The 7,473-nt window shown below is 50.6% G+C and carries 7 protein-coding genes; 1 reads left to right on the top strand and 6 read right to left on the bottom strand.

Annotated features, from left to right (window positions below):
• Positions 1–71: 71 nt before the first annotated feature.
• From L1N82_RS17595 to L1N82_RS17610, 4 genes are all read right to left on the bottom strand, one after another.
• On the bottom strand, positions 72–929 hold the full coding sequence (locus L1N82_RS17595; RefSeq protein WP_235288773.1) for a carbohydrate ABC transporter permease: 858 nt from the start codon (positions 927–929) through the stop codon (positions 72–74).
• Positions 919–1,869, bottom strand: a complete 951-nt coding sequence (locus L1N82_RS17600) for a carbohydrate ABC transporter permease (RefSeq protein ID WP_235288774.1) — start codon at positions 1,867–1,869, stop codon at positions 919–921. Before L1N82_RS17600 ends, L1N82_RS17595 begins: the two co-directional genes overlap by 11 nt.
• A gap of 8 nt (positions 1,870–1,877) precedes the next feature.
• Positions 1,878–3,191 (bottom strand): ABC transporter substrate-binding protein, encoded by a 1,314-nt coding sequence (locus tag L1N82_RS17605; protein ID WP_235288775.1) that lies wholly within the window; start codon positions 3,189–3,191, stop codon positions 1,878–1,880.
• 183 nt (positions 3,192–3,374) lie between these two features.
• Positions 3,375–4,328 (bottom strand): ComEC/Rec2 family competence protein, encoded by a 954-nt coding sequence (locus tag L1N82_RS17610; protein WP_235288776.1) that lies wholly within the window; start codon positions 4,326–4,328, stop codon positions 3,375–3,377.
• Between the two features lie 620 nt (positions 4,329–4,948).
• Between L1N82_RS17610 and L1N82_RS17615 the strand changes: the two genes are divergently transcribed.
• Positions 4,949–5,455 carry an SMI1/KNR4 family protein gene (locus tag L1N82_RS17615; protein WP_235288777.1) on the top strand — a complete coding sequence of 169 codons (507 nt, stop codon included), beginning with the start codon at positions 4,949–4,951 and terminating at the stop codon, positions 5,453–5,455.
• A gap of 171 nt (positions 5,456–5,626) precedes the next feature.
• Here L1N82_RS17615 and L1N82_RS17620 read toward each other — a convergent pair whose 3' ends face one another.
• Together L1N82_RS17620 and L1N82_RS17625 are read right to left on the bottom strand one after the other, a co-directional pair.
• Positions 5,627–5,983, bottom strand: a complete 357-nt coding sequence (locus tag L1N82_RS17620; protein ID WP_235288778.1) for a hypothetical protein — start codon at positions 5,981–5,983, stop codon at positions 5,627–5,629.
• A gap of 20 nt (positions 5,984–6,003) precedes the next feature.
• A partial coding sequence (locus tag L1N82_RS17625; RefSeq protein WP_235288779.1) for a pre-toxin TG domain-containing protein occupies positions 6,004–7,473 on the bottom strand: 1,470 nt, incomplete at its 5' end.

Here is a 7,473-nt window from a genome sequence, read left to right on the forward strand (position 1 = left end):
GGCGGGGACAAGGCCCAAAAGCAAAAAGACAACCAGCGCTGTATGCGCATGGCTGTCTCATAATCGATCCATTATTTAAACGTGGAGTTTGCCATAGCTGTTACGATATGACGCTGCATGACCGTAAAGATCAGCACGATTGGAATAATCGCCATTACGCAGGACGCCATGATGACATGGAAGTACATCGCCTCGTTGCCCGCGATCGAATCGCGCAGCATCGCAATGCCGACTGTCAGGACACGCATATCGTTCGAGTTCGTCATAATGAGCGGCCAGAAGTACGAGTTCCAGGAGCTGATAAAGACCAGTACCCCTAGCGTCACGACGGTGGGCAGCGCCATCGGCAGCAGCAGCCTGTACAGGATGGAGAATCTTCCGGCCCCGTCCACCCGGGCGGCTTCGAGCACGTCATTGTTCAGCGACTTGAATGCCTGCCGCAGCAGGAAGATGCCAAACGCTGATGCGCCGTGAGGCACGATGAGCGCCAGGAATGTATCCAGCCACCCCAGCTTCGCCATCATGACGTATACCGGGACGAAGGTCACTTGGTCGGGTACGATCAAGGCCGCCAGCACGAGGAAGAAGAGCAGCTCCCTGCCCCAAAATCTCCCCTTGGCAAAGGCGTACGCCGCCATTAAGGCGATGTTCAGCTGCAGAACGATCAAGCCAATGGACATCAGCAGGGTGTTGCCAAAGAAGCGGGCATACGGAATGACGCTGAACGCCTCCGCGTAATTGTCCCAGGCGAACGTCTCCGGCCAGAAGGTCGGGACCGCAAGCCGCATCTCCGCCTGTGTCTTCAGAGAACTGATAAGCAGCCAGTATACTGGAAAGAACATGACCGCCGCAACGGCCAGCGCCAGTACGATCCGCAGAGCGGTGATTGAACGGTAATACCGCTGTCCGGCCATCCGGTTATCCCTCATAGTGCACCTTCTTCCTGCTGATGAACCACTGCAGCAGCGTGAGCAGCAAGATGATCACGAACAGAATCATGACCAGAGCGGATGCCCTGCCCGTCCGGAACTCTCCGAAAGCCATCGTATAGATCCAGTACACAATTGCGTTGGTCGACTGCAGAGGACCTCCGTTCGTCATCACGTCAATGGACTGGAACACCTGCATCGATGAAATAAACGTCGTAATGACGAGGAACAGCGTCATGGGTGACAGCAGCGGCAGCGTGATGTGGCGGAACAGTGAGATCCGGCTCGCGCCGTCAATGGACGCCGCCTCGTAATATTCAGCGGGAATGCCCCGCATCCCGGCAATGAACAAGATCATCGCAAAGCCGGCGCCCTTCCATACCGACACCGCCACAAGCGCAGGCAGCACTGTACTTGTATTAATCAGCCAGTCTACCGGCTCCAGCCCGAGCCCTATCATAATGCGGTTAAGCAGCCCGTACTGGCTATTGTAAATCCAGGTGAACACCATAGCGGCGATGATCATCGAAATGTAATACGGCATGAATACGATTCCGCGCAGAACCGCAAAGAGCCGTGATGAGGTCACGTTCATCAGCAGCGCAAGCAGCAGTCCGGCCGCCAGCGTAAACACAACGTCCATGACCGTGTACTGAAGTGTTATTTTCAGCGAATTATAGAAGTCATCGTTCGTCAGCAGCCGCGTATAATTGTCCAAGCCGACGAACTTCACATTCGGCCTTGTCATATTCCAGTTGGTGAAACTGATATACACCGAGTACCCCAGCGGGTAGTACAGGAACGCGCCCAGAAAAGCCAAAGCAGGCAGCGCGAACAGGAAGTCCTTCCACTTCTCCTTGGTCACATTCGATATCTTCCGGCGGACGGAAGCAGGCGCCCGCAAGGACGCCGCTTTCGTTACATTGTTCTGCATCTCCATCGGAGAACTCACTCGTAATCCGCAAGAATGTCGTTGATTTTACCCGCCGCTTCCTTCATCAGCGGTACCGGATCGGCGTTGTTCAGCGCCATTTCGCCCACAACTTCCTTATAGACCGTACTGAACTCCGGATAGGCCGGATGCTGCATGCGAGGGGTCACGTTGTCAAAATGCTCGTATACCGCGCGGTACTGCGGCCATCTTTCGAAATACTGCGCGCCCTCGTCTGAGTCAATCGCGGATTTGCGCGTCGGCAGATAGCCGACCGATTCCGCCCACTTAATGTTATGCTCGGCAGACGTCATGAACTCAATGAATTTCCATGCCGCCTCCTTCTCCGCGTCTTCCGCGCCCGCCATCATGACAATGCCCGCGCCGCCGATGTTGGAGGTGCGCTTCTCATCGCCCGGCAGGAACGATACGCCAACTTCAAAGTCCGCGTTCTCCTGGTACATCTTCAGCAGGGCCGAGGTGTGCTCCACCATCGCGATCTCGCCGCCCAGGAACATCTGGCGCATGTTGTCGGAAGCGCCTTTTCCGTAGCCGATATGCAGATGGCCTTCGTCCTTCCAGCGCTTGAAGTTCTCGATATAGCGCAGCGACGCCTCTGTCTCAACTGCTGAAGCGGACATGTCATCGGTCAGAATTTGGCCGCCGCCGTTGATCATCCACGGATCGTAGTACCAGGTATCCCAGCCCGGCACCGAGAAGGCATACGTCGGCATCCCGTTCTCGCCCTTCTTGGTTACCGCTTGATTGAACGCGTCGATCTCTTCCCACGTCTGCGGCGGCTTCACGCCGAGCTTGTCCAGCATCGTTTTGTTATAGACAAAGACGCTGGTGCTGACGATGAGCGGGAAGCCGTACTGCTTGCCGTTATACGCATAGGCGCCGAGCATCCCCTGCGAAAAATCGTCCAGCTGCACCTGGTCGCGCTCAATCCAAGGCGTCAGCTCTTCGAATACGCCGCTGTCCGCAAAGTTCGGCAGGGAAGCGACTTCAACATTCGTCACCGCCGGCACATCGTCTGCGGCTACTGCCGCTTGAAGCTTCTTATGCAGCTCCGAATAAGCTCCCTGGAAGACCGGCTCCACCGTAATATGCGGATATTTCTTCGAGAACTCGCCGATCATGTAATTCAGCCCTTCCAGCTGCGCTTCCGCATGCGCGTGCCAGTACTGGATGGTAATCGGTGTCGTGTCCTCCTTCAATGCTTCCATCGCCGCCGGCTCTACACCTGTGTTGTTCGATCCTGCGCATGCCGTGATACCGATCGCCATCGTGCCTGCCAGTACTGCGGTCATCCATTTTTTCATCTTCATATGCTATACAAAGCCCCTTTCAAGATTATTCCCAGACGGGATAAATGCTTGAGCCAGACCAACAGTGACATTCCCATGACATTCCCACACAAGAACCGTTAAGCGATAAGCCTGCACCTCCGTTAATTCGCTGCCGCCAGCCGGGTTTTCTCCATATCTCCACCCAGCGCGGCTACCTCCTTCTTATGGCGAGTCCTGCGCAAGAGAGCGCTCCGCTCTCTCGGGAACCGCATGCAGCTCAGTCCCGTCCGTCAGAAACAGCAGATGGCCATTCAGCCCGGTTACGTAGACCTCCGCTCCCCGTCTCTCATAACGCTTCATGATGTCCAGGCTTTGAAAATGGTTAGCGCTCATCACGACGTACTTCGGCTGAACAGCACGGACGAATGCGGGAGAGGATGAAGTATCGTCGCCGTGATGCGGCGCATGAAGCAGATCAGCCTGAAGCCGTTCCCCGTATTTGTCCACCAGGTCATATTCCTGCGACTTGTAAATGTCAGCCGGGAACAGCATCCGGATATCACCGTATGTCACGAGCAGCGTCAGTGAATGATTATTAAGCTCCTCGGTTCCCCATACTTCGAACTTGTCCGGCGACGTACCCGCAGGGGGGTTCAGCACCTCAATCGTCACCTCCGGCGACCACTCAATGACATCCCCCTCGCCAACCGCCTCCTCAGGAATCCCCTTGTCCTTCAGTGCAGCTTGGACTTTGCGGTACGTCTCCGTCGTATGGGGAATTCCGTTGTGATAATACGCATCGACCGGCATGGTGCGAAGCAGCGTCGTCAGCCCGCCGATGTGATCGATATGAGGGTGGGTACTGACAACAGCGTCCAGCTTCTCGACTCCGATCTTCCGGAGCATCTCATCAAGCTGCGGACCCGCTCCAGGAACGCCCGCATCAATTAGCAGACGCCGGCCGTCAGGAGCCGTGATCAGGATCGCATCCCCCGACTTCTCTTCCGCCTCCAGATAGAAGTACCGGACAGACAGCATGTCCCGGCCATCGTCCTGACCAAAGAACTCCGGCTGTGCACTTGAGGATGCGCATGAGGCCATAAGCAGCACAAGAACGGTCCAGACGGTCAGCCGCAGGACTGACGCCCGGGTTAAGCGCAAACGAATATGAAGCATGCAATCCCCCCTGCCAAAAAATAATAAAAACCCAAACATAACAGCCGTACGAGCGGCATGCCATGCTTGGGTTTTCTCATCATCTCTACCCAATTATATAGAATGGTAAGTAATGATTTTGTAATGGACCTTGTACGCTTCCCACTATACGGGGGTCGTATTTGCGGAACATTAGAGGAGTGTTAACCGGGGATAAAATCTTACGTTAGCTGTTGGATAAAAGCGGCGCTCAGCAGCGCCGGAAATGCAAAGAAGACCATCCTGCCAGATGGTCCTCGTGATACAGATGTAGCCGCCAGCAGCAGGGGGTCTTATTTTGCTTGATGGATCAAATCAGTTAGGCGCATCATGCTCCTTACGTATAGAAGATCTCTTTGATAGGGGAAAGTTTATCGAAAGATATTAGTGAAATTTATTCAAATAAAGGATAGAATTGGGACAGGTATTTTACTGAATTCCACCACATCAGGCCACGAAATTTTGGTGGTACAAATGTTTTCGATATTTTGATACCTCTTCCCAAGAATTTTCATCAGCAAATTGTTAACCCTTGGTCGCTTGCGAAGGACAACTGTCTACGGTTGTCCCTCGTTTACCAATTTAATTACGGAGGATTATAAGTGAACAAAGTTATCGAAGGTCTTAAGAGTAGGTTGCTAATTAACAAGAACTCCTTTTATCTCATAAATCCAGATGGTGAGTTCGAAGAGCATAAATGCTTTTTCAATCCACCTGCAACTGTCTCTGAGATCAATGAACTGGAAGCAGATATTGGTTATAAGCTGCCATTAGATTATAGGAATTTTCTCGAAAGCTGCAATGGATGTCGTCTGTTTGAACATCATTTGTATGGAGGAGAAAATGAGTTATATTCAATAACAGAGATCTATAAGTCTCTTCATTTTAAAGATGAGGAGGAGGAAGATCATTTATTGAAAATTGCTTATATTCTGCAAAGCTACATCTATATAGACTTAAAGAGGGTTGCAGATGGTGATGATGAATACGTTTATGAGAATATATGTACAGCCCCTCTTGATTACGAGGGCCGCAACTTGCATTGCAACTTTGACACTTGGTTGTACAGATTCGTTTCGACGAACGGAACAAAATATTGGGAGTGGTAAACAGATTAACTTCCCCTCCCTTATTGTGATTAGTCTTTACATGTATGCATTTTTAGCACCAAGTTTCGATCTTGGTATGTAGGACAAAACAAAAACCTTGCCTTAGTTACGAACACTCGAGACGTTTAATCCTTTCTAAACATCGGCAAAAGCCCCATACTGTAATAAATATTAAAGTGCAGCAGTGATTGTCTTTAATTGCAATTCAATAAATTGAATGATCTTGTTATAATCATCAGATTCAAATTCATAGATCGGGTTGTCCCAGTCCATGTTTTTAACAATCAAAACTAAATAGCTGCCTTCCGGAGAAAGATCGGGATTCCAGCCCAGATCTAATATAGTAGACGATTTTTCGTGATACAGTTGTAAAAGGCTTTCAGTAAACATGAACCACCTGTCATCGTCATGCTCTAAACTTTTAGGATCTATTTGCCAAAAATTATTATACTTCACGCTCCACCCTTCGGTGATCCTCAATGGATGAATATTTAGCTCTGGAATATTTAGTTTAATATGTTTTCTCATATGAATCCCTCTGTTATATATTATTTAATGCGTTTCAAATATTTGTCCAGCCGGTCTCCAGCTATAGGATGCCCATGATATACATTTCCGCTCGTAAGCTCCGCTCTAATCCAAGTGGTAGGTTGGCCATTATCATAACCAACAACCTTACCTGTATCGTAGATAAAATAATAATTATTGTTGCCATTATCAATAATATGACCTCTTTGAAGGGCTTCCTTCTCTATTGCCTTATTATTTATATCAGGTAGATATTGAGCATTTCTTTTTCCTGTTTCGCTAAACTTTTGGGCCTCTTCAGGAGTTCTGGCTTTAAGATGCTTATTACCATGAGAGGTGTAGTTTGCATTGTTTATCCTTGTTCGGAATTCCTTTCTACCATAATACCCGTCATGTGAGATCTCATCATGTTTTTTGGTGATATTGGGGGTCCTTGCAAGTCCAGCAACCTCTTCACCATTCTTGGCGACGCCGCTGACGAAATCTTCGGTCCTGCGGAGCCATGGCAAGCCTATTCCTAGCCCTGCCAGCACCTTATCGCCGTTCGATAACTCATCACCAGCCATCGTCTTTCCTGCCAAGAGCTCAATAGCCGATTTAAAGTTCCCTACTCCCGGTATATTATCAAGCCCTGTTGAAATATATCCGATCAAATCATCCTGAAGCTTCTTGGCCTCTTCACTATGCTTGTCACTCACCCCCTGCTGGCTGGCGACAAACGCTTTAGCGAACGGATCGTCCTTAATATCCGCCCCTACGTATTCGAAGGTCCGCGGATCATACCCTAGCGAGATCGCATAGTCCAAAAAATCTTTAATATTCCTATTGAAACGCGGGTCATACACTTTAGCCGGATTGAGATTGCCCCATCGTTCAGCCTTATATCTTCTTAGCAGCTCGTCCAGGTTTTCTTGGTTAACAGAAATGACCTCACCATACCCGTTGATGACGACCATACCTTTACGCTTGTCATCATAATCGTACTTGGCCGCCAGCTCCTCTGGCGTGAACACTTCCTTCTCCGGCAGAAGTCCCATGCTGTTCAGCTGCTGCAGCAGACCGGCTGTGTTGCTGAGCGCTGCATACAGGCTCATCATATCCATGGCTGCTGTTTTCTCACCAATGCCGATATAGGCGATCCGCAAGCGGTCCAGCAAGGCCCGCGCTTCGATCAGTTGCTGCCTTGCCCAGTCTCCCTCCGGGCCCTCCTTCATCGACAGCCGCACGAGATACAGGTACTGCTCTCTATTTAACGCCTCCAGCATGTCCTCGTCAATGGGCAGCGGTGTCGTGACCGTCTTCACCAGCAGCTGTATCTGCCGGATCGTCAGCTCCCCAATCGTTGTCACGAAACTTCCCGCCATCACCAGCAGCTGCCGGATATCAAGCGGCTTGTCCTTGTCCTTAATCAGATCAAACAAAGCCGGAATGAAGGCGGTCAGCCTATTTTCAATCCCCGCAATCTTGAGCTCCAGGTCAGATATACTGAT

Source organism: Paenibacillus tarimensis, from assembly GCF_021532315.1.
In the GTDB taxonomy this organism is placed as follows: domain Bacteria; phylum Bacillota; class Bacilli; order Paenibacillales; family Paenibacillaceae; genus Paenibacillus_I; species Paenibacillus_I tarimensis.

Coding starts and splice junctions, on each gene's coding strand:
- L1N82_RS17595 (WP_235288773.1), bottom strand. CDS start 929: ATGAGGGATAACCGGATGGCCGGACAGCGGTATTACCGTTCAATCACC.
- L1N82_RS17600 (WP_235288774.1), bottom strand. CDS start 1,869: ATGGAGATGCAGAACAATGTAACGAAAGCGGCGTCCTTGCGGGCGCCT.
- L1N82_RS17605 (WP_235288775.1), bottom strand. CDS start 3,191: ATGAAGATGAAAAAATGGATGACCGCAGTACTGGCAGGCACGATGGCG.
- L1N82_RS17610 (WP_235288776.1), bottom strand. CDS start 4,328: ATGCTTCATATTCGTTTGCGCTTAACCCGGGCGTCAGTCCTGCGGCTG.
- L1N82_RS17620 (WP_235288778.1), bottom strand. CDS start 5,983: ATGAGAAAACATATTAAACTAAATATTCCAGAGCTAAATATTCATCCA.